Origin of the sequence: Pseudactinotalea sp. HY160 (assembly GCF_009372055.1) — a bacterium.
Taxonomy (GTDB): Bacteria; Actinomycetota; Actinomycetes; order Actinomycetales; family Beutenbergiaceae; genus HY158.
This window is the reverse complement of sequence record NZ_WHMT01000002.1, coordinates 221,545-241,735: the sequence shown is the minus strand read 5'-3', so window position 1 is coordinate 241,735 and position 20,191 is coordinate 221,545. Positions and strand designations below refer to the sequence as shown.

Below are 20,191 nucleotides of genomic sequence, written 5' to 3'. Positions count from 1 at the left end.
AGTGCCGCCCGGGCGCTCTCACTCCTCGTCGAAGGTGAGCACGCGGGCGACGTCGCGGGCGGGCCGCTGTTCGCCCGCGCGCACCGCCAGATCGAGCCGGTTCTGAGCGGGCGGCAGCGGGCACGTGACGAAGTTCGTGAACGCGCACGGCAGCGCGACCGCGTAGTTGAAGTCGATCCAGTCGATCCGGGCCGGATGCGGGGCCCCGTCGTCCACGAAGTCGATCTCGACCACGCGACCGGCGCCGTAGGTGAGGTCGCCGTTCGTCGCGTCCCGGAAGTGCACGACCGGCTGGACGCCGGTGGCGGTCTCCTTGCCCAGCACGACCACCTCGTGGCTCGCGCCGGCGTGGGTGAACGTGAACGTGCCGATGTGGGGGGTGAGCTCGCGGACCCCGGCCTCGACCGTCTCGGCCTCGACGTCGCGCCGGTCGAACGGGGTGAAGACCCCGGGAATGCGCCAGCTGGGGTCGTAGTCGAAGGCCCGCACGCCCGCGTCGCCCGCGCTCGCGGCCGAGCGGGGATCGCGCACGCGCACGGCGAAGAGCCGGTTCCCGGCGTTGTCGGAACGCTCGATCGTCTCGACCTCGCAGACGCCGAAGTAGACCGGCACGCTGCGGCCGTGGCCGTAGGTCTGGTTGCGCCCGGGCACGATCTCCACGGGGCCGGTGGGGTGGGAGCCGTCGACGGCGAGCGTCGGGCCCGTGGCCGGCGGGGTGAAGATCACCCGGCCGTCCGCGACGGACCACGTGCCGGGCAGGTCGTCGAGCTCGACCCCCTCGTCGCCGGGCCGCAGCCAGTGCTGGGCGACGAGCGCCGTCCAGCCGTAGGGGCGGAACATCTCCGCGACGTGGTCGTGGCGCCACTGACGCCACTGACCTTCCAGGTGCTCCACGACCGTCATGATGACCGGGACCTCTCGTTTCGGGTGACTACTGGTGACTACTGGGGATTGCTGGTGGCTCTGGGGGACTGCCGGCGACCGGATCGAGCGACCGCCGGCGCTCACCGGGGTCGATCGGCGGCGGACCGGTGGATGAATTCGCAGACCCGCTCGAAGGAGTCCTCGCTCGCGCGGGCGTTCCCGGCGGGGGTGCCGCCGTTGGAGTAGGTCGTTCCCGAGACCGGGTGGGTCACCTCGATCCGGGTGGCCGGCAGGAACGGCACCCCGATCGTGTGACCGGCGGCCTCGTAGTCCAGGTGCAGCCGTTCGGCGGCGTGTCCGTGCCGCTCGAGGGTCGACATGACCAGGCGGGAGGCGAGGGAGGAGGGCCAGGCGCGGTCGTCGAGCCCCGAGACGCACGCGACCGGGCCGTCGAAGGCCTCGATCGGGATCCGGGTGGCGCGGGCGAGGTCGCGGTCGCGGAGGCCGTCGATGAACACGTCCGTGTGCCGGTGGGGGCGGGGGGCGCCGTCCCAGGGCTGCCAGGTCACGCCCGCGTTCGCGTGCCAGAAGTGCTCGAGCGGCTCGCCCCCGCTCGTCCACGTCGGGCCGTCCCAGCCCTCGGCCGGATCGGCGGCGCCCTGCGCGCCGAAGACGAAGGCGCCCGGCACGAACGCGACGACGCCGGCGATCTTCTCGGGGAAGCGGGAGGCGAGCAGCAGGGTGAGCTCCCCGCCCCGGGACTGCCCGCTCACGAGCGGCCGGCCACCGAGCGGGTCGCAGGTCCGCACGACGTAGTCGAGGCCGCGCTCGAAGTACTCCAGCGGGGTGCGCGAGATGTACCGGGGCAGGCCCTCGGCGCGGAAATAGCCGAGGGCGAGGGCCTGGATGCCGCGCTCGGCGTAGAGCGCCGCGCGATGCTCGTTGATCCCGCCGCCCGAGCCGTTGAGCACGATGATCGTGGGGAACGGGCCCGGGCCCGCCGGCCGGAACAGGGTGCCCACGAGGCCGTCCTCGCGCACCTCGATCCGCTCGGTCGTGGGGGAGAGCAGCCACTGCTCGACCTCGGCGTGCGCCTCGCCGATCCCGTCCGCCTCGGAGCCGGCCCCGGGGTTGGTGGGGTGCGCGCCGTCGAGGAGGCCGGTGCCGGGGACCATCGTGGCGCTGAGCCGGGTGCGCAGCGGCACGCGCGCGTCGTCGCCGACGAGCGGCCCGGCCGCGCCCTCGGGCTGCTGCGCCCAGAACGGGCCCATCGGATCGGCCACGCGGTAGTCGCCCGAGACCGGGGCGCTCGTGGACAGGTCGACGGTGCCGGCGTCGTCGGCGAGGAAGCGCGCCTGGGCCGACCACGTGCCGCCCGGGCGCTGCGTGGCCGACCGGATCGTCACGATCGACCCGGGCACGGCGCCGCTCACCCGGATCTCCCGGCGCCGGCTCAGCGGGCCGGTGCGGGGGGAGACCTCGAGCCGCAGGGCGGAGTGTTCGGTCATGATCGTCCTTCCCGTGATGCCTGTGTTCCCTGTGATGTCTGGGTCCCCTGTGGTACCTGTGTCCCCTGTGGTGCCTGGGTCCATCCGGCCCGTCCGGCCCGTGCACCGGTGAGCGCCTCGACGGCGGCGCGCGCCACCCGTAGCCGGGCGGGGGCGGCGGCGAGGGTCGCGGGGAGGGAGTCGAAGCGGGCGGGCACGTGTCCGCCGGCCGCACCCCAGTCGACCCCGAGCCCGGCCGCGACCTCGGCCGCGCGGATGCCGCCATGGGCTCCGGGATCGAGGGCGATGACCAGGGCGCTGCGGCCCGCCGGCTCCGGGCCGATGCCGCGCCCGCCGGCCCCGATCCCGGCGAGGAGTTCGACCACGAGCCCCGTGAGGGATCCGAGCCTCCCGGCCGGGGCGAGCGCGCGCACATCGGCGGCCGCCCGGACGGGGTGGCCGGCGGCGTCGAAGCCGCCCGGGCCGTCGAGGTCGGCGCCCCGGGCGCGTGCCCGCCGCAGGTCGGCGACGGTCGTCGGGGAGGTGGCGAAGTCGACCACGAGGGGCGGTCCGCCCGCCCGGGGTGCGGCGGCGGCGATCGGGTTCGTGCCGATCGCCGGTCCGTGGCCGCCCCACGGGGCCACGATGGGCGCCGAGTTCGCCAACGCCACGCCCACGAGGCCGCCGTCCGCGAGGCTGCGCACCGGCGACCCGAGGATGCCGAGCGCGCCCACCCCGGTGAGGGAGACGATCGCGTCGCCGCGCTCCCGGGCCACGCAGCTCGCCAGCCGCACGGCCGCGGCCATCGCGACGTGTCCGGGCACGCGGCGGGCGTCGATCCACGTCCGGTCGGCACCGCCCGAGTCGGGGGAGCCGGCAGAGTCGACCAGTGCGGCCGGATCGTGTGAGCCGGCCGAGCCACCCGAACGAGCCGGGGCTCCTGCGTCGCCCGAGGCGATCGGGGCCGCCGCGGCGTCGAGGCGCGCGAGTTCGCGCACGAGCATCGCGAGCCCGAACTGGGGCAGCCCGAGCAGCTCCGCCTGCAGGAGCCACCAGGTGGCGAGGTCGACGTCCGCGGGCGTGAAGGGTCCCGCCGGCGTGCGCGCCGTGAGCGAGGCCCGCAGCAGGCCGGCCAGCTCCTCCCGCCCGAGCTCGATCGACTCCTCCGGCACGGCGATCAGTACTTCACCCAGGGCACGAGCTTGCGCTCGAGCAGCCCGATGAGCAGCGTGACCACGTAGCCGAGCACGGAGATCGTCACGATCCCGACGTACATCTTCGAGACGGCGAACGTGGACCACGCACTCCAGATCAGGTAGCCGAGCCCGCTCTGCGAGCCCACGAACTCGGCGGCCGCGATGATCACGAACGCGCCGCCGGCGGCGAGCTTCGTGCCGGTGAAGATCGACGGCAACGCGTGCGGCAGCGAGACGGTCAGCCGGCGCTGCAGCGGGGAGGCGCCGTTGGCCACGGCGACGTCGTTGTACAGCGGCGGCGTCTGCATCACCCCGGTGAGGGTGTTGAAGAAGAGGTAGAAGAACACGCCGATCGCGACGATGAGGTACTTGCTCGTCTCGCCGAGGCCGAAGATGAGCAGCAGCAGCGGGAAGATCGCGATCTTCGGGATCGGCAGCAGGCTCGAGAACACCGGTTCGAGGAGCTGACGCAGCGGGCGCACCGAGCCGAGCAGGAGCCCGAGCAGCACCCCGGGCACCGCGCCCATGGTGAAGCCGATCGCGATCCGGGTCAGGGTGATCGAGGCGTCGTCGAAGAGGTCACCGCTCGTGAGCATCTCGAGGAACGTGCCGACGATCGAGGTGGGCACCGGGAAGAAGCGCTCGTCGAGCAGACCCACGCGCCCGGACACCTCCCAGATGAGCAGGAGCGCGATCGGCATGAACGGCCCGATCCGTCGGAGGAGGGGCGAGCCCTGGGTGGCGGCGACGGCCTCGACCAGCTCCGCCTCGATTGCGGCCCGGCCCGGTGCCCCGGCCTGCCCGGTGCTGCCGGTGCTGCCGGTGCCGGCAGTGCCGGTGGTGGTGTCTGTCGTCTCGGTGTGCAACTCGCTCATGTCACTCCCTCCCCAGCGCGGAAGTCTGCCCGAGCAGTTCCCACATCTGGGCCGTGATCTCGGTATAACGCGGATCCTGCCGCAGGCTGAGCAGGTTGCGGGGACGCCCGAAGGGCACGTGCAGTTCGTGGATGATCCGGCCCGGCCGGGTCGACATGACGAGCACGCGGTCCGAGAGCAGCAGCGCCTCGTCGACGCTGTGCGTGATGAACAGGACGGCCTTCGAGGTGCGTTCCCAGATGCGCAGCAGTTCCAGTTGGAGCGAGATGCGGGTCTGCTCGTCCAGCGCGCCGAAGGGCTCGTCCATGAGGAGCACGTCCCCATCGTCCGCGAGTGCCCGCGCCACGGACGTGCGCTGGCGCATGCCGCCGGAGATCTGGCCGGGATAGTAGTCCGCGAAGTCGGTGAGGCCGACCATGTCGAGCAACTCCGCCACGACCGCGGCACGCTGCCTGCGGGACCGGCCCCGCAGCCGGAGCGGGTAGCCGACGTTCTCGGTCACGGTGAGCCAGGGGAACAGGCCGTGCTCCTGGAACACGACCGCCGGCCGGCTCCCGGTGGTGATCTGTCCGCGGCTGTGCTGCTCGAGCCCGGCGACGAGCCGCAGCAGCGTGCTCTTCCCGCATCCCGACGGGCCGACCACGGAGACGAATTCACCCGCGGCGATGTCGACCGAGACGTCCTCGAGGACGACGCGGATCCCGCCCGGGGATTCGGCGTGCGGATAGGCCTTCCACAGGTCCCGTACCTCGACTGCGTTCGCCGGGTTCATCAGGACTCCTGCAGCGCCTCGAGCGCGTCGACGGCCTGCTGGCGCAGGTCGTCGCGGTAGACGTCCTCGATCCCGGAGTCGCCCTCGAACTCGAGCGAGTCCTGCTCCCGGAAGAACTCCTCCTGCGCGCGCACGGACTCCCAGTTCACCTTGCCCTCCGGGTCGACGTCCGAGAGGGCGAGCGAGGTGAGGGTCTCGACCGGCAGGTTCGTGTACTCGGCGATGATCTCCTGGGTCGCGGGGTCCTCCCAGCCGCCGCCCGCGAGCTCCTGGGTGGCCCGCAGGTACGCGGTGAGGAAGGCGACGACCGCGTCGGGGTGCTCGTCGGTGAACTCGGCGTTGAAGATGATCGCACCGAGCTCGGTGCCGGCGTGGTAGTCGATGTCGAGCAGCTCGTGCCCGAAGCCCTCGTCGGCCACGGCGGTGCTGATGGGCTCGATGGTCCAGCTCGCGTCGATCGAGCCGTTCGCCAGCGCGGGGATGATGTCGCCCGCGCCGAGGTTGACCGTCTCGACGTCCTCGAGGCTCAGGCCGACCGACGCGAGCGCGAGGCTGATCGAGTAGTAGGAGAAGCCGCTCTCGCCCGTGGTGCCGATCTTCTTGCCCGCGAGGTCCGCGCCCTCGGTGATCCCCGAGCCCTCGCGGACCATGAGCGGGGCCGGGTTCGGGCCGGACTCCGGCACCCGCGAGACGCTCGAGACGACGGCGAGCGAGGCCCCGGCGGCCGTCGCGTTGTACAGGCCTGCGGCCCAGGAGGCCCCGCCGCCGGTGACGTTGCCGGTGCTCACGTGCTGGAACGTCTCACCGGAGCTGCCGCCCTTGGCGATGAGCTCGACCTCGACGCCGGCGTCGTCGAAATAGCCCTTCTCGAACGCCACGAAGAAGGGGGCGTAGTCGGCGTACGGGGAGTACATGAAGCTGATGGCCGGGAACTCGGACCCCTCGGCCGGCTCGTCGCCGGCGGAACTGCCGCAGGCGGCGAGGGCGAGGGCGGCGGCCGTCGCGGTCACGGCTGCGAGGATACGGCGGGATGCGGTCATGAACTCTCCATGGGTGGCTGCGACTCGTCGTGGTCGTGGTCGACACGCGCTCCCGTCCATCTTGGGCCAATACCGGGGAACGAGATGCCGCGTCTCACAAACCGGGCGAGCCGCTCGTTGACGTGGGTCAAGGCGGGTCCGGGCCGTCGGCGATGGACTGGGGTCATCACATTCGATCCGGACCCGCGGAGGAAGCCATGAGCTCGATCACCCTGACCACCCAGCCGTTCACCTGCCCCAGTTGCGTGGCCACCATCGAGCGCGCGCTCGGCCGGCTGCCCGGCGTGACCGCGGTGAGCGTGCGCTTCGCCCTGAGCCGGGTGCAGGTGGACTACGACCCGGCCGCCGTGACCCCCGCCGAGATCGCCACGACGGTGACCCGGCTCGGTTACCCGGTGCTCTCGAGCGCGCCGGCGCCCGTGGCGGCCTGAGATGCGGATGCCCCGGGCGCTCACGTCCGCCCTCGACGGCCTCCTCGGCCCGCTCGGCCGTGCCCGAGTCACCCTCGCCGCCGCGGTCCTGCTCGCGGCGGCGGCCGGGGCCCACCTGGCGGGGGCCCCGGGCCTGCGCGACGGCATGCTCGTCGCCGCCGCCCTCGTGGCCCTCGGGCCGATCGGGCTGCGGGCGGCCCGGGCGCTGCGCGTGCGGGCGCTGGGCATCGACCTGCTCGTGACGGTCGCCGTGATCGGCGCCCTCGTCATCGGCGAATACGTGGAGGCGGCGGTCGTCTCCTTCCTCTTCCTGTTCGGGGCGTGGATCGAGGCCCGCACGCTCGCCCGCACCCGCTCCTCGCTCGAGGGACTCGTGGCGCTCGCGCCGACCACCGCCGTCGTGATCCGGGACGGCGCGCGCGCCGAGGTGCCGGCCGGGCAGGTGCGATCCGGCGAGACCGTCATCCTCACCCCGGGCACTCGGATCGCGGTCGACGGCGAGGTGCTCACCGGGAGCGCGAGCGTGGCCGAGGCGACGATCACCGGCGAGCCCGTGCCCGTGATCCGGACCGCCGGCGAGACCGTGTACGCCGGCACCACGGTCGAACTCGGCTACCTCGAGGTGCGGGCGAAGGAGGTCGGCGGGGACACGACGTTCGCGCACATCATCGACCTCGTGGCGCAGGCGCAGTCCTCGGCCACCCGCGGGCAGCGTTTCCTCGAACGGTTCGCGCGGATCTACACCCCCGCGATCGTGGCCGGGGCCGTGCTCACCGGGATCGTCACCGGTGACGTGGCCCTCGCGCTCACGTTCCTCGTCATCGCCTGCCCGGGGGCGCTCGTGATCTCCGTGCCCGTGGCGATGGTCGCCGGGCTGGGCACGCTCGCCCGCTCGGGTGTGCTCATCACCTCCGGCGCCGCGGCCGAGGATCTGGCCGCGGCCACCGTCGCGGTCGTCGACAAGACGGGCACCCTCACCGGCGGGCGGCCCGTGGTCACCGGCCTCGACCCGGTCGGGGCCGGACCCCTCGATCTTCTCGGACTGGCCGCCACGGTGGAAACCGCCTCGGAACACCACCTGGCCCGCGCCATCGTGGCGGCCGCAGAACGTTCCGGCGCGCCCGACCCCGGTCGACCCTCGGACGTCGTCACTCACCCCGGGCGCGGTCTCACGGCCCGGGTGGGCGGCCGGCTCGTGAGCGTCGGGCATCCCGACCTGCTCGCCGAGGCGGGTGCCCGGGTGGGCGGCTCGAGCGAGTGGATCGCCGAGCACGAGGCGGCGGGTGCGAGCGTCGTCTTCGTCGCGGCGGACGCCGACTACCTCGGCGCGATCGCGATCGCCGACGCGGTTCGGCCCGACGCCGCCGCCGCTCTGGCCGACCTTCGGGCCACCGGCATCGACCGGGTCGTCATGCTCACCGGCGACAACGCGCTCGCCGCCGGTGCGGTCGCGGCCCGGGTCGGCATCGACGAGGTACACGCCCGGCTGCTGCCGCACGAGAAGGCCGAGTTCGTCGCCCGCCTCGAGGCCGCCGGGGAGCGGGTGATCATGATCGGCGACGGCGTGAACGACGCCCCCGCGCTCGCCACGGCCCGGGTCGGGATCGCGATGGGCACGACCGGCGCGGACGTGTCGATCGACAGCGCGGACGTCGTGCTCCTCGGCGACCGGCTCGGATCGGTCGCGCACGCCCGCCGCACCACCCGGGCGATGGTGCGGATCATGAAGCAGAACACCGCGCTGGCCCTGGCCACCGTCGCGGTGCTCGTCGCCCTCGTGCTCCTGCACGTGGTCGGCCTCGCCGGGGGGATGCTCGTGCACGAGATCAGCGTGCTGGCCGTCATCCTCAACGCCACCCGGCTCGTGCGCCGCCGCGACCGGCACACCCGGATCGGCCCGAACGCGGGACGTGGCGGAGTCGCCCCCGGACCTCGACAGGAACCCGCGTTCGGCGCGCCGCAGGGATCTCTCGGCGAGGGGCCCGCGCCCGCACCGACGGTCACGCCCACCCCCATGCCCGATGGCGGAAGCGGCGATGACCATGTTGCCTACACTCGTCGTGACTGACGCTCCCGCATCCGAGGAGGACCGCATGACCGGCGCGACCGACGACGTGACGGACGGGGACGGCGTGACGGAGCCGGACACGTGCGTGGCGATCGTGCCCGTGTTCTCCGCGCTCACCCCGGCCGAGCAACTCGAGGTCGCGCGGTTCGCCCGCCCCGTACGCCGCGCCCGGGGCGAGCTCATCGTGCGACCCGGCGAGACGTCGTCCCAACTGCTGGTCGTGCACCGGGGGCGCGCGAAGATCTCCCACGTCTCCCCGCTCGGGCAGGAGCAGCTGCTGCGCGTGCTCGGCCCCGGCGACTTCACCGGCGAGAGCGGCTTCCTCACCGGCGCGGCGCCGGAGTACTCGGTCACCGCGCTCGCCCCGGTCCAGATGTGCGCCTTCGACCACGCGGACCTCGCCGCGCTCGTGCGCGCCTATCCGAGCATCGCCGTGCGGATGCTCGAGGTCGTCACGCGCCGCCTCGATCAGGCCGAACGGATGCTCGGGCAGGTGAGCATGGACGTGGGCTCGCGCCTGGCGGCCTACCTGCTCGACCTGCCGGCGCGGTGGGGGGCCGGTGGCACCGCCACGGTCGACCTGCCGCTGTCGAAGAAGGACATCGCCGCCCTGCTCGGCACCACCCCGGAGACCCTGAGCCGGCGGCTCGCGGGCCTCGCGGAGGCCGGCACGGTGCGGCTCGACGGCCCGCGCGTGCACATCCTCGACCCCGGTGAACTCGCCGCCCGCGCGCACGGCTGAGGCTCCAAGGTGTGACCAAGGATGCGTGGACTCACCCCCGCGACGCTGCTAACTTCGAGGCACCGCCACCGCCGGCGATCGCCGGCTGCGGATCACCCCGGGCCGAAGGAGACACCATGCGTTTTGTCGTCGGATATGCGCCAGATCGGCGCGGTGCGGATGCGGTGCGGCTGGCATCCACGCTCGCCTCGAACCGCGGTGCCGCGCTCGACATCGTCGCCGTGCTGCCGGTCGAGCACTACGACTCGCTCTCACCCGACCGGTCGTATCAGCTCGAGCTCGAACGCCAGGGCCACGAATGGCTCGAGCAGGCGCTGCAGTACGTGCCCGCCGGGATCAAGGCCACCGGGCACCTGCGCCGCGCGGAGTCCATCGCGGAGGGGCTCATCGCCGCCGCCACCGATCCCGAGCTCGGCGAGACCGCGGCCGCGATCTCGATCGGCGCGACCCACCGCGGCATCCAGGGCCGGTTCACGCTCGGCTCGGTGGCCTCCGGGCTGCTGCACGCCGCCCCCGTGCCCGTCGCCCTCCCGCCCGCCGGGTACCCCGGTCACCCCACCGTCACCCGCGTCACGTGCGCGACCGGAAACCGCGAGGGCGCCCAGGCGCTCCTCGAGGTGGCGATCGACTCGGCCGCCGGGCGGCGCGTGCCGCTGCGGATCATGTCGCTCGTGGCCCTGGGAGCCGGCCAGTCCGACGACCGCGGTGACCGTGCCCTCTTGGAGGAGGCCGAGCTCCATGCGGGCGCGCTGGCCGAACGGGCGGCCGCCGACCTGTCCGAGGCGTCTCCGGTCACGAGCGTCATCGGCCGCGGGAAGTCACTCGAGGAGGCCGCGCAGAGCCTCGAGTTCGAGCCGAGCGAGATCGTCATCGTGGGCTCCAGCAGGCTCGCCGGGCCGCGCCAACTGTTCATCGGCGCCTCGGCCCGCAAGATGCTGCGGGCACTGCCGGTGCCGATGATCGTCGTGCCCCGCGAATACGACTTCACGGCCCGCCCCTAGCTAGGCCTCGGCGAGGGCCCGCCGGATCCGCTTCTCGCTCACGGTTCCCACCGTGCCGAGCTGCTGGGCGAAGAAGCTGACCCGGAGCTCCTCGAGCTGCCAGCGCACCGCCGCCAGCGCCTCCCGCCGGCCCGGATCCGGCGCCGGGCCGTGCGTGGCCGCCTGGGTCGCCGCCCACCAGGCCTCGGTCAGCTCGCCCACGATCCAGGCCTTGTCGGCGTCCACGCGCGGATTCTGGGCCGCCTTGCGCACCCGATGCTCGGCGGCGGCGAGGTAGCGGCCCAGGTGCGGCAGCCGCTCCGCGGGCGTGCTTGCCACGAAGCCGGGGGCGAGCAGCGCCGCGACCTGCGCCTTGACGTCGGTGAGCGTGTCGAGCAGGGCGAGGGAGGTGGTGGCCGTGATGGTCTTCTCGGTCGCCCGGGCCTGGGTCAGGATGGCCGTGACGAGCCGCGCGACCGCGTAGATCTCGTCCTCGAGCCCGTCCCGCAGCTGCTGCTGCCGGCGCGCGAACGCGGCCGCCGTCCGTACGCCCGCGAGGTCCGCGCCCGCGCTCAGCCGCCGGATCGCGGCGATGTGCAGATCGCTCACGAGCGCCGCGGTCGAGCGGTCCGGACCGCCGGCGAGCGTGAGCGCCTCGGCCGGGCTCCACCGGCTCGTCACCCGGTTCGTGGGCAGCGCGAGCGTGATCGCGAGCAGGTGCAGCACGCCGTCCCGGTGCGCCGGCGCCTGCGCGGCCTCCTCCGAGAGGATCCGCAGCGCGATCTGCCCGGGACCCGTCCCGGCCGTTTCGTGCACGATCGCCGGATAGCCGCGCACCTGTGCTCCACCGGCCGTTCGGACCGTCCCCGGCGCGCCTCCCGTCACGGTCCCGAGCCGCGTGGAGACGACGCCCGGCAGCTCTCCCCACGGCTCGCCCGCGGCCGTGGCCGGCCAGGCGGTCAGCGGCGCCTGCTCGATCGGCCCGCTGACCGGGCCCGGCGCGTCGCCACCCTCCTCGGCCGTGCCGGCCGGTCCGCCTGGATCGCCCGCGTCGCCCGCGTCGCCCGAGGGGCCCGCCGGATCCGCGAGCTCCGCCGGACTGGGCAGGTCGGACTTCCCGGCCCGGCGGCGGGCCTCGGTCAGTGCCGTTCGGACGGCGGTGCGCACCGCCTCCCCGGATTCGCGGGCGAGCTCGTGCTGGAGGGCGGCCAGGTCGGGCCCCTCGGACAGGAGCGCGCGGTGCCCGCTCCGCTCGGTGTGCACGCGGAACGTCATCCGCAGATGCGCGGGCAGCTTCGAGGGGTCGATGTCGGCGACCGGCACCTCGACGCCCCGCACCCGCCGGGCCGCCGCCGCGAACGCCTCGGCGAACGAGGGCCCGGCCGCCCCGGGGGCGGCCCCCTCGGCGGCGGCGCGGGCATCCGGCAGCGCGGCGACGATGAGCCGCGCCGTGTCCGGGGCGGGCACGAGCTGGACCCGCACCCGCTTGGGCAGCGCCCGGATCGTGGCGATCGTCAGCTCCTCGATCATCCCCGGCACGAGCCAGTCGAACCCGCCCGGGCGCACCCGCGGCAGCACCGCGATCGGGATGTGCACGGTCACGCCGTCCGCGTCCTGGCCGGGGGAGAACTGGTAGGTGAGCGGCAGGGTGAGATCCCCCTGGTGCCACTGCTCCGGGAAGGCGTCGGTGTCGAGGGTCTCCGCGCCGGGGGTGAGCAGCTCCGGGGTGAAGGTGAGCAGGTCGGGATCGGTGCGCCGCGCCTTCTTCCACCACGAGTCGAAGTGGCGGGCGGTCGTCGCGCTCTCGGGCAGCCGCGCGAGATAGAACTCCACGAGCGCCTCCGGATCGGCCACGATCTCGGGCCGGCGGGTGCGCGCCGCGAGGTCCTCCGCGCCCGCGAGCAGCTCCGCGTTCCGGTCGAGGAACGCGTGCCGGGAGCGCCACTGACCCTCGACGAGCGCGTGGCGAGCGAACATCTCACGGGCGAGAGCGCCGTCCACACGCGCGAGCGGAACGGGACGATCGGCCACGATCGCCACCCCGTACAGCAGCACCTTCTCGCGGGCCATCGCCGCGCCGTGCTTCGTGGACCAGTACGGCTCGGAATAGCTGCGCTTGACCAGGTGCGCGCCGAGCTCCTCGGCCCATTCGGGCTGAATGCGAGCGACCTGGCGCGCGAACAGCCGCGAGGTCTCCACGAGCTCGGCCGCCATGACCCACGCGGGCGGCTTCTTCGCCAGGTGCGAGCCCGGGAAGACGACGAACCGGGTGCCGCGGGCGCCGGCGAACTCGCGGCGGCGCTCGTCCCACGAGCCGATATGGGAGAGGAGGCCGGCGAGCAGGGCCTGATGCACCCGGTCGGGATCGGTCGCGTCGCCGCGCGCGTGCACGGTGAGCCCGAGCGGTTTGGCGAGTTGGCGCAGCTGGGCGTGGACGTCCTGCCATTCCCGGATGCGCAGGTAGTGGAGGAACTCCGACTTGACGAGGCGGCGGAACGCGCTGCCCGAGAGCGCGGCCTGCTGCTCCTTGAGGTAGTCCCAGAGCGCGAGCATCGAGAGGAAGTCCGAGGTCGGGTCGGCGAAGCGGCGATGCTTCTCGTCGGCGGCCTGCTGGTGCTCGGCCGGCCGCTCGCGCACGTCCTGCACGCTCAACCCCGACACGATGATCATCACCTCCCGCACGCAGCCGAGCCGCTCGGCCTCGACGAGCATCCGCCCGAGCCGCGGGTCGATCGGCAGCTGGGCGAGCTTGCGGCCGACGTCGGTGAGCCGGTGCGGGCCCGGCTGGTGGGGTGCCGCCTCCTCGAGCGCGCGCAGCTCCTGCAGCAGCTGCACGCCGTCGCGGATCGCCCGGGAATCGGGGGGATCGACGAAACCGAACGTCGCGATGTCCCCGAGCCCGAGGGCCGTCATCTGCAGGATGACCGAGGCGAGCGAGGTGCGCAGGATCTCCGGCTCGGTGTACTCCGGGCGGGAGTCGAAGTCGCGGCGGGAGTACAGGCGGATGCAGATGCCCGGCGCGACCCGCCCCGAGCGCCCGGAGCGCTGATTCGCGCTCGCCTGGGAGATCGGCTCGATGGGGAGGCGCTGCACCTTCGTCCGCGTGGAATAGCGGGAGATGCGCGCCGTGCCCGGGTCGACCACGTAGCGGATGCCCGGCACCGTGAGCGAGGTCTCCGCGACGTTCGTGGCGAGCACGACCCGCCGGGCGGTGTGGGCCTCGAACACGCGATGCTGCTCGGCCGCGGAGAGCCGCGCGTACAGCGGGAGCACCTCGACGGCGCCGGCCGCGTGGGCGCTCGAGCGCGCCTCGCCCGGGCGCCGGTAGCGCGGGCCGAGGTGATCGGCGAGCGCCTCGGTCGCATCGCGGATCTCGCGCTCGCCGGAGCAGAACACGAGCACGTCGCCCGGCCCGGCCGCCATGAGCTCGTCCACCGCCCGGCAGATCGCGCTCGGCTGGTCGAGGTCGTCGTCCGCCCAGGACTGCTCTCCGGCGCCGTCGCCGGCCTCGTCGTCGGCCTCGTCGGTGCCCGACTCGTCGTCGGTGTCGGGCACGAGCGGGCGGTACCGAAGCTCGACCGGGTAGGTGCGGCCGGTCACCTCGATCACCGGCGCCGGCCGGCCGGGCGGACCGAAGTGCTCGGCGAAGCGCTCGGAGTCGATCGTAGCGGAGGTGATGATCACCTTGAGGTCGGGGCGCTTGGGCAGCAGGGAACGCAGGTAGCCGAGGAGGAAGTCGATGTTGAGGGAGCGCTCGTGCGCCTCGTCGACGATGATCACCTCATAGGCCCGCAGCAGCGGGTCGCGCTGGATCTCCGCGAGCAGGATCCCGTCGGTCATGAGCTTGACGAGCGTGCCCTCGCTCACCCGATCGGTGAAGCGGACCTGATAGCCCACGGCGTCGCCGAGGTTGCCGCCGAGCTCCTCGGCGATCCGGTCGGCCACCGTGCGGGCCGCGAGCCGGCGGGGCTGGGTGTGGCCGATCGTGGCCTCGATGCCGTAGCCGAGCTCGAGGCAGATCTTCGGCAGCTGGGTGGTCTTGCCCGAGCCGGTCTCCCCGGCCACGATGACCACCTGGTTCTCCTTGATGGCGGCCGCGATGTCGTCGCGCCGGGCCGACACCGGCAGGTCCTCGGGATAGGTGACCGTCGGCAGCGCGGCGCGCCGGGCCGCGAGCACCCGTTCGCTCGGCGGCCGATGAACGGAGCGGCGGTGGACGACTCCGCCTGCTCCGCGGGTGCCGGCGCGCGGTCGTCCGCCCCGCCGCGGCCGGTTGCCGCGTCGGCCCGCCCCGCCGGCCTGGTCGCGGGGGCCGCCGGAGCCGCCGGGGCCGCCGGGCCGGGTCGGGCCCTGGTCCGCGGTGCCGTGGTCGGAGGTGCTCACAACGGGTCATTCTCGCAGGTCGCGCGGTCTGGGGACCGCGCCGAGCGGGCACGCGTAGGATGCGGGTCTCCGGCCCCAGCGCGGGGCCGCGGGTTGCCGGGGAGGAACAGACGCCATGCGCCTGCTGATCGTCGAGGACGAGATCGCGCTCTCGGAGGCGATCTCGACGGGATTTCGCGCGGGGGGCTACGAGGTCGACGTGTGCACGAACGGGGCGGAGGCCCGCGAGCGGTGCCTGGTCGAAGAGTACGATCTCATCCTCCTCGACTTGAGCCTGCCAGGTGCGGACGGGCTCGACGTACTGCGAGCACTCCGGTCGGTCGACCCCCGCACTCCCGTGCTCGTGCTGTCGGCACGGAGCCGGATCCTCGACAAGGTGGGTGCCCTCGACCTGGGCGCCAACGACTACCTGACCAAGCCGTTCCACTTCGACGAGCTGGAGGCTCGGGTGCGGAGCCTGACGCGGAGACGGTTCGAGCAGCAGGGCGTGCTCATCTCCTGTGGCGACCTCGCCTTCGACACGAAGTCACGGGTGGCGGTCGTGAACGGCGACGCCATCACCCTGACGCGGAAGGAGGCGGGGCTGCTGGAATACCTCATCCATCACCAGGACAGCGTCGTCAGCCAGGACGAACTGCTCGAGCACGTATGGGACAGCGCGGTCCCCCGCTCAAGCAACTCGGTGCGCGTCCACGTCTCCTCCCTCCGGAAGAAGGTCCGGGTCGCCCTCGGCCGCGATCCGATCCGCAACCGCGTCGGTCACGGGTACACGCTCACCGGGACCGACGCATGAGGAGGCTGACGCTCCAATGGCGCATCACCCTGCTCACGGCCGCCCTCGTGCTCGTCACCTGCGCCGTTCTCAGCCTCGCCATCGGCCGGTTCGCCTTGCTCCGATTCGACGAGGTCGGCCGGTGGTCGATCGAGATCACCCCGTTCGGCGACGAGAGCGCGACGCTCGGATTCGACCTGTCGCAGATCGCCCCGCAGATCTCCCACCAGCTCGAGGAGGCGAAGGCGGCGCTCATCCTGCAGAGTGCGGCCCTGACCGTCGTCGTGGCGCTGTGCGCGATCGTCGCCACCTACTTTCTCGCTGGCAGGACGCTGCGCCCGCTGCGCCGGATCGCCTCCCGCATGACTCAGATCGAGGCCCAGAACCTGTCCGAGCCGCTCGAGCAGCCGGAGCGGGAGGACGAGATCTCCGAGATGATCCATTCCTTCAACGGGATGCTCACCCGGCTCGAGGGCGCCTTCGCCGCGCAGCGGCAGTTCTCTGCCAGTGCGGCGCACGAGCTGCGGACGCCGCTGGCCGTCATGCGAACCAAGCTCGAGGTGCTCCAGCGCACCGGCGGGACCGTCCGGCCCGACGACCTCACCCGAACCTTCGGGGAGCAGATCGACCGGCTCGCCCACCTCGTCGAGCTGCTGCTGGAGATGACCGAGCTGCAGGCCGTCGAGCGGAGCGACCGGGTGGAGCTGCACGCCCTCGCCGACGAGGTGCTGTGCGACCTCGCCGAGGTGGCCGCGAAGCGGGGCGTGTCGCTGTCGCAGTCACCGGAGCGTTGCACCGTTCCAGGCAGCGATACCTTGCTGTACCGGGCGATCTACAACCTCGTGGAGAACGGCATCAAGCACGGCGGGCCCCATGGCGCCGTCCATATCGAGGTGCGGGCCGAGGTGGTGACCGCGGTGGTGTCGATATCCGACCGTGGCGGCGGGGTCGACCGCGCGAAGTGGGACGCACTGTTCACGCCGTTCTTCCGCGTCGATTCCGGCCGCCCTCGGCGCATGGGTGGTGCGGGTCTCGGTCTCGCGCTCGTCAAGGAGATCGCCGAGGTGCACCGCGGCGTCGTGCGCGTGGCCCGCAGCTCACCGGCGGGCACGACCGTCGAGCTGACACTTCCGCGGCCGGCCGGCGACGCCGAGGTCACCCGCTGACGGCCGTGGCGCGCACCGGTCGCCGCTCGGTGATCGCGGCCTTGCCGCCCCGGAGCCTGATCACGACATCCGCCCGCTTCGCGATGCGGCTGCTGTGGGTGACGACGACGACGCACTTGTTGTTGCGGTGCGCGGCCTCCTCGAGGATGTCGACGATGCCGTCGGCCGTGGCCTCGTCCAGGTTCCCGGTAGGCTCGTCGGCCAGGATGACGGGAGCATTCGCCGCCAACGCCCGGCCGATGGCGACCCGTTGCTGCTGCCCGCCGGAGAGCTTGAGGATGCTCCTGCGAGTCTCCGCCGGCGTCAGCCCCAGCCCGAGGAGGATCTGATCGGATGCGCCCTTGTTCACCAGCCGGATGTTCTCCAGCGGCGTGAGGTAGTCGATGAGGTTGTAGCTCTGGAAGACGAGCGACACGTGCTCGCGCCGATGGCGCGCGTACCCGGTGATCCTGATGTCCTCGCCCCCGTAGCTCACCTCGCCGGTCTCCGGCTCGTCGAGTCCGGCGAGCAGCGAGAGCAGTGTCGATTTGCCGGCGCCGGACGGGCCGACGATCGCATAGAACCCGCCCTCGGCGAACGAGAGGTCGAGCCCGGCGAACACGCGCTTGCGGGGCGAGGCGTAGCTGTAGCCGACGTTCTTCATCTGCAGCATTGACATGTGGTTCCTCTTCCTAGCTGAGCTGAGACAGGATGTGTTTGGGTTTCAGGCGCAGGACGCCCATCGCCGCTCCGATGATCGAGACGATGACGATCGTTCCGAGCAGCAGGAACGAGAGGGCGACGTCGACGGCGCGCACACCGCCGAAGGCTGCGGCCGCGATCGCGGCCGGCACGAAGCTCGCGACGGCGATGATGAGCGCCTCGAGGAGGTATTGGGCGAGGATGCTCGCCCGGGCGACCCCGACGGACATCATGATGCCCACCTCGTGCCTACGCTCCTGAACCCAGAAGAACAGCACGAGCATGAGCAGCACGGTGCTCAGCAGCGACAACGCCAGCAGGATGATCGACATCATCTGCTCGGCGTCCTGCATCACGCCCATGACGTCGGCGAGGTCGTCGGCGTCGTCCTCGACCACTCGATCGTTTGCCGCCGCGAGGGTGCGTGCCCGGGCGAGCACCTCGTCGAAGTCCGCGTCCTCGGCGACCAGGACGGTCGCCTCGGTCAGGGAGCCGTCCGTCCCGGCGACCGTCTGGATCGATTGGACATCGGCGATGATGAGGTTCTCGAGCAGATCGCCCGCGGGAACGGCGCGGTCCTCGGTCCGCCCGGAGAAGAGTCCGATGAGTTCGAGGGTCGTCGTCTTCCCGTCGCCTGCTGCCAGCACCAGGTCGCCGCCGAGCTGCAGGCCGTTGTGCGCCGCGAAGTCCTCGTGGACCATGGCCACGGCGCGGTCGGCACCGGTGATGTGACGCCCCGCGCTCAGCCGGAGGGAGCCCGTTGTGAACCCGCGCGCAAGCTCGGAGGTGCCGATCCCAAGCGTCCGTGTGGTCGGGACGGGGTCGATCGTTCCCGTCTCGACGCCGTGCGCGGCCGGCTGGAGCAGCTCGAGTCCGGCGGGCGTCGTCCGTGCCCCCACGGTTCGGCTGCTGCCGGCGATCCCGTCCATCCGCTCGAGCTCTCGGGCCTCCGACTCGGCGATGACCGGCTTGTCGCCCGGCTCCGCCTCGTAGGTGAAGGTCGTCCTGGCGGCGTCGTGCATGCGGTCCACGGCCTGCCTGTTCTCGCTCAGCATCGACTGGGCTATGAGGAGGGCACCGGCCATCACCGCGAGGATCGCGAAGAGGATCGCCGTGCGGGCGCGCTTGCGGCCGACGTAGAGCCAGGCCCGTTCGATCGTGTTCACGCCGGCCCCCTATTTCATCCGCGCCAGCAGGTCCCGCGGGCGGGCCCGCAGGAGCGGCATCGACGAGACGAGCACGGCGACCACGATCACGGACAGTCCGATCAGGTACACCCACACGAGGTCGTCCAGCGTGGGCTGCACGGTGATCGTGTCGATGGTCTTGAGCGTCGCGGCGGTGTCGGCGTCCGCCGCGAGCATCCCGCCCGTCTGCGTCAGGATGTCCTGCCGCACGCTCTGCGTGGCTCGACTCGCCATCGCATCGCCGATCGCCTGGGCGACAGCGCCGCCGGTGACAGCCGCGAGCCCGAACGCCACGACCCCGACGAGCGCCAACTCGCAGACGAACTGAGCCAGCACCCGCCCGCGCCCGATGCCGACCGAGAACATGACGCCCGCCTCGCGCCTGCGCCCGTGCAGCCAGAGGAACAGGAACAGGGTGAGGATGAGGACGCTGAAGACGATCGTGACCCAGATGAGCGTGTCGACCATGCCGAGGATGCCGTCCGCCGAGGACGCGACCCCGGCGAGATCCCGGTCGCTCCTGATCACGTCCAGCCGGTTCCAATCGATGGGTAGCCGCTTCGCCTCGGCCAGCACAGTGTCCACATCGTGCCCGGGCGAGAGGGTGAAGTCCACCGCGCTGTAGAGGTGCTGGTCCTGCGTGAGTCCGTACAGGTCCCACACCGTGGCCAGGTCGGTCAGGACGATGTTCTCGAACAGGTCCTGCCGTGTGCCGGTGCCGATCACGCTCGTGCCCGAGAACGTGCCGGCGACGGTCACCGTGACGCTCGCCTCCGACCCGTACTTGTTCCCGCGGTCCAGCGCGCTCGCGGCGACGGTGAACGTGTCGCCGACGGCGAGATCGTTCAGCGTCGCGAACGCCTCGTGCACGAGCGCCTCGTGCACGTCTCCCGCGCCGATGTGCCGCCCGCTCTCAAGGGTGAGGGTCCCGAGCGCGAACTTGCTCTCCCGGGACGTGTCGCTGACTGCTTCCAGCTGCGTGAAGGTGCCGTACTTCGCAGTGAGTCGTTCGTCCTGCTCGCTGTACTGCTCCAGCGAGACCAGTTCCGCCTCGGGCAGGTTCGCCATGGCGCCCACCTGCGTCGTGGACCGCTCTACGCCGTCGATCGCCGAGATGGTGTCGATCGCTGCCTGCGGAATGATGCCCTCGCCCTTGAAGGTGTTCGCGACGTTCTCGGCGCTGCTCTGGAGACGGAAGCCGGAGCTGAACCGCTCGCTCACCGCCGCCGCCGCCGTGTTCGTGGCGTCCTTGACGGCGACCCCGGCGAACAGCGCCGTGGACATGCACAGGAAGACGGCGCCGAGGATCAGCGCCCTCACGGGACGTCTGATGACATAACGGAACGACCGGATGACCACGTCCACGGAACTGCCCCTCTCGGTTGTGGAGATCGATGGGCGAACGCCCGCGGGTCAGCGTAGGCAGGAACGCCATAAAATCTCTGTTAAGCGGGTGCCCGCGCCGGCTCGGACGTCTCGCCGAGGACGGTCGAGGCCGGCGGTCATCAGACGACCGACGATAAAACTCCCGCGCGCGGCGACCGTCG

Annotated in this window: 16 protein-coding genes; 6 read left to right on the top strand and 10 right to left on the bottom strand. The window is 72.5% G+C overall.

Annotated elements, in window-relative coordinates; translation table 11 throughout:
• Positions 1 to 18: 18 nt before the first annotated feature.
• The 6 genes from GCG21_RS03700 to GCG21_RS03675 form a co-directional block, all read right to left on the bottom strand.
• Complete coding sequence (locus GCG21_RS03700; RefSeq protein WP_152817906.1) at positions 19 to 903, bottom strand: DUF1684 domain-containing protein; 885 nt, start codon at positions 901 to 903, stop codon at positions 19 to 21.
• A 101-nt stretch (positions 904 to 1,004) separates the two neighbouring features.
• Positions 1,005 to 2,372: an acyl-CoA thioester hydrolase/BAAT C-terminal domain-containing protein gene (locus GCG21_RS03695; protein WP_152817905.1), complete on the bottom strand. Its 1,368-nt coding sequence runs from the start codon at positions 2,370 to 2,372 to the stop codon at positions 1,005 to 1,007.
• Positions 2,369 to 3,523, bottom strand: a complete 1,155-nt coding sequence (locus tag GCG21_RS03690) for an Ldh family oxidoreductase (protein WP_152817904.1) — start codon at positions 3,521 to 3,523, stop codon at positions 2,369 to 2,371. The genes GCG21_RS03695 and GCG21_RS03690 overlap by 4 nt, the downstream gene beginning before the upstream one ends.
• Before the next feature lie 5 nt (positions 3,524 to 3,528).
• On the bottom strand, positions 3,529 to 4,422 hold the full coding sequence (locus tag GCG21_RS03685) for an ABC transporter permease (RefSeq protein WP_152817903.1): 894 nt from the start codon (positions 4,420 to 4,422) through the stop codon (positions 3,529 to 3,531).
• Position 4,423: 1 nt separating this feature from the next.
• Positions 4,424 to 5,194 carry an ABC transporter ATP-binding protein gene (locus GCG21_RS03680; RefSeq protein WP_152817902.1) on the bottom strand — a complete coding sequence of 257 codons (771 nt, stop codon included), beginning with the start codon at positions 5,192 to 5,194 and terminating at the stop codon, positions 4,424 to 4,426.
• Entirely contained in the window at positions 5,194 to 6,234 is a 1,041-nt protein-coding gene (locus GCG21_RS03675) for an ABC transporter substrate-binding protein (protein WP_194164916.1), read from the bottom strand. Before GCG21_RS03675 ends, GCG21_RS03680 begins: the two co-directional genes overlap by 1 nt.
• Positions 6,235 to 6,431: 197 nt before the next feature.
• Between GCG21_RS03675 and GCG21_RS03670 the strand changes: the two genes are divergently transcribed.
• The 4 genes from GCG21_RS03670 to GCG21_RS03655 all read left to right on the top strand — a co-directional run bounded on the left by GCG21_RS03670 (position 6,432) and on the right by GCG21_RS03655 (position 10,476).
• Positions 6,432 to 6,665 carry a heavy-metal-associated domain-containing protein gene (locus tag GCG21_RS03670; protein WP_152817900.1) on the top strand — a complete coding sequence of 78 codons (234 nt, stop codon included), beginning with the start codon at positions 6,432 to 6,434 and terminating at the stop codon, positions 6,663 to 6,665.
• A 1-nt stretch (position 6,666) separates the two neighbouring features.
• Positions 6,667 to 8,733: a cation-translocating P-type ATPase gene (locus GCG21_RS03665; protein ID WP_152817899.1), complete on the top strand. Its 2,067-nt coding sequence runs from the start codon at positions 6,667 to 6,669 to the stop codon at positions 8,731 to 8,733.
• The gene (locus tag GCG21_RS03660; protein ID WP_370517249.1) at positions 8,726 to 9,475 is read left to right on the top strand and encodes a Crp/Fnr family transcriptional regulator; all 750 of its coding nucleotides are present in this window, start codon (positions 8,726 to 8,728) and stop codon (positions 9,473 to 9,475) included. Before GCG21_RS03665 ends, GCG21_RS03660 begins: the two co-directional genes overlap by 8 nt.
• Before the next feature lie 116 nt (positions 9,476 to 9,591).
• Positions 9,592 to 10,476 carry a universal stress protein gene (locus GCG21_RS03655; protein WP_152817898.1) on the top strand — a complete coding sequence of 295 codons (885 nt, stop codon included), beginning with the start codon at positions 9,592 to 9,594 and terminating at the stop codon, positions 10,474 to 10,476.
• On the opposite strand, the gene hrpA is transcribed toward GCG21_RS03655, so the two are convergent.
• The gene (gene hrpA, locus GCG21_RS03650; RefSeq protein WP_370517248.1) at positions 10,477 to 14,838 is read right to left on the bottom strand and encodes an ATP-dependent RNA helicase HrpA; all 4,362 of its coding nucleotides are present in this window, start codon (positions 14,836 to 14,838) and stop codon (positions 10,477 to 10,479) included.
• 115 nt (positions 14,839 to 14,953) lie between these two features.
• Between hrpA and GCG21_RS03645 the strand changes: the two genes are divergently transcribed.
• Both GCG21_RS03645 and GCG21_RS03640 read left to right on the top strand, forming a co-directional pair.
• The gene (locus tag GCG21_RS03645; protein WP_152817897.1) at positions 14,954 to 15,631 is read left to right on the top strand and encodes a response regulator transcription factor; all 678 of its coding nucleotides are present in this window, start codon (positions 14,954 to 14,956) and stop codon (positions 15,629 to 15,631) included.
• Positions 15,628 to 16,776: a cell wall metabolism sensor histidine kinase WalK gene (locus GCG21_RS03640; protein WP_152817896.1), complete on the top strand. Its 1,149-nt coding sequence runs from the start codon at positions 15,628 to 15,630 to the stop codon at positions 16,774 to 16,776. The genes GCG21_RS03645 and GCG21_RS03640 overlap by 4 nt, the downstream gene beginning before the upstream one ends.
• Here GCG21_RS03640 and GCG21_RS03635 read toward each other — a convergent pair.
• From GCG21_RS03635 to GCG21_RS03625, 3 genes are read right to left on the bottom strand one after another with little or no spacing between them, the layout of a single operon-like run.
• Complete coding sequence (locus GCG21_RS03635) at positions 16,766 to 17,434, bottom strand: ABC transporter ATP-binding protein (RefSeq protein WP_152817895.1); 669 nt, start codon at positions 17,432 to 17,434, stop codon at positions 16,766 to 16,768. The two genes, GCG21_RS03640 and GCG21_RS03635, sit on opposite strands and share 11 nt — an antisense overlap.
• 13 nt (positions 17,435 to 17,447) lie before the next feature.
• Complete coding sequence (locus tag GCG21_RS03630; RefSeq protein ID WP_152817894.1) at positions 17,448 to 18,623, bottom strand: FtsX-like permease family protein; 1,176 nt, start codon at positions 18,621 to 18,623, stop codon at positions 17,448 to 17,450.
• A 9-nt stretch (positions 18,624 to 18,632) separates the two neighbouring features.
• A complete protein-coding gene (locus GCG21_RS03625; protein WP_152817893.1) occupies positions 18,633 to 19,964 on the bottom strand; it encodes an ABC transporter permease in 1,332 nt (443 codons plus the stop codon).
• Positions 19,965 to 20,191 lie beyond the last annotated feature (227 nt).

Excerpts from the sequence above, each read along its gene's own strand:
- GCG21_RS03700 (WP_152817906.1), bottom strand. The coding sequence starts at position 903 with ATGACGGTCGTGGAGCACCTGGAAGGTCAGTGGCGTCAGTGGCGCCAC.
- GCG21_RS03695 (WP_152817905.1), bottom strand. The coding sequence starts at position 2,372 with ATGACCGAACACTCCGCCCTGCGGCTCGAGGTCTCCCCCCGCACCGGC.
- GCG21_RS03685 (WP_152817903.1), bottom strand. The coding sequence starts at position 4,422 with ATGAGCGAGTTGCACACCGAGACGACAGACACCACCACCGGCACTGCC.
- GCG21_RS03680 (WP_152817902.1), bottom strand. The coding sequence starts at position 5,194 with ATGAACCCGGCGAACGCAGTCGAGGTACGGGACCTGTGGAAGGCCTAT.
- GCG21_RS03675 (WP_194164916.1), bottom strand. The coding sequence starts at position 6,234 with ATGACCGCATCCCGCCGTATCCTCGCAGCCGTGACCGCGACGGCCGCC.
- GCG21_RS03670 (WP_152817900.1), top strand. The coding sequence starts at position 6,432 with ATGAGCTCGATCACCCTGACCACCCAGCCGTTCACCTGCCCCAGTTGC.
- GCG21_RS03665 (WP_152817899.1), top strand. The coding sequence starts at position 6,667 with ATGCGGATGCCCCGGGCGCTCACGTCCGCCCTCGACGGCCTCCTCGGC.
- GCG21_RS03655 (WP_152817898.1), top strand. The coding sequence starts at position 9,592 with ATGCGTTTTGTCGTCGGATATGCGCCAGATCGGCGCGGTGCGGATGCG.
- GCG21_RS03645 (WP_152817897.1), top strand. The coding sequence starts at position 14,954 with ATGCGCCTGCTGATCGTCGAGGACGAGATCGCGCTCTCGGAGGCGATC.
- GCG21_RS03640 (WP_152817896.1), top strand. The coding sequence starts at position 15,628 with ATGAGGAGGCTGACGCTCCAATGGCGCATCACCCTGCTCACGGCCGCC.
- GCG21_RS03635 (WP_152817895.1), bottom strand. The coding sequence starts at position 17,434 with ATGTCAATGCTGCAGATGAAGAACGTCGGCTACAGCTACGCCTCGCCC.